The organism is Vibrio sp. 378 (genome assembly GCF_033339435.1).
This window is the reverse complement of record NZ_JAWOUO010000287.1, coordinates 1-872: the sequence shown is the minus strand read 5'-3', so window position 1 is coordinate 872 and position 872 is coordinate 1. Positions and strand designations below refer to the sequence as shown.

The window sequence follows — 872 nt, the reverse complement described above, 5'->3', positions numbered from 1 at the left end:
CAAGCGAAAATCTGGTTTTTGCAATGCCAGTTTTAAGCCATAAAAACAAACTACTAGCACGGCAAAGATAATCAGCCCCCACTCTTGGACGAACTCACTAGCCGCCAGCAAAAATTGCGTTGACTGTGGCAACTCTTGCCCCATTTGAATGATCGGCTCGATGATTTTGGGTACCACGGTCGCCAACAAGAACGAGACAATCGCCACCGCAAACACCACTAACACGACAGGGTAGATCATCGCTTGCAACAGCTTAGAACGCATTTTCTGACGGTTTTCGACGTACTCCGCCAAGCGCTCTAAAACCGTATCAAGGTGTCCAGATTTTTCACCCGCGGCGACCATAGAGCGAAACAGTTCGTCAAAGACGTGTGGATAATCACCTAGGCTATCTGCCAATGGGTAACCTTCGGTGACTTTGGAGCGAACTGCAGCGATCATGGTGCGAATTCGTGGCTTTTCTGCTTGTTCAGAAACTGCTCGAAGACACTCTTCAAGAGGCATACCTGATTGAACAAGTGTGGATAGTTGACGCGTGATCAGAGCCAGTTCAGCCGTTTTGATACCACGTTTGAAACCCACAGAGCCTGAAGACTTAGCCGCCTTTGCTTTGGCTTCCACGACCTCAACAGGGATCATTCCTTGTTCTTTCAGTCGTTGGCGCACTTGACGAGCGTTATCCCCTTCAATCGTGCCTTTTTTTTGTTTGCCTTTTGCATCCAGCGCTTTGTATTCAAATGCTGCCATTACGCTTCCTTCGTCACTCGCATCACTTCTTCAAGTGACGTAATACCACGACGTACTTTGCTTAGACCATCACTACGAATACTTGGCGTATGATTACGAACGGCTTTTTCCACTTCTTGCTCACC

At 47.9% G+C, this 872-nt stretch carries 1 protein-coding gene; it reads right to left on the bottom strand.

The features are described 5' to 3' along the window. A partial coding sequence (locus tag R7Q48_RS25755; RefSeq protein WP_318133009.1) for a type II secretion system F family protein occupies positions 1-747 on the bottom strand: 747 nt, incomplete at its 3' end. Positions 748-872 lie beyond the last annotated feature (125 nt).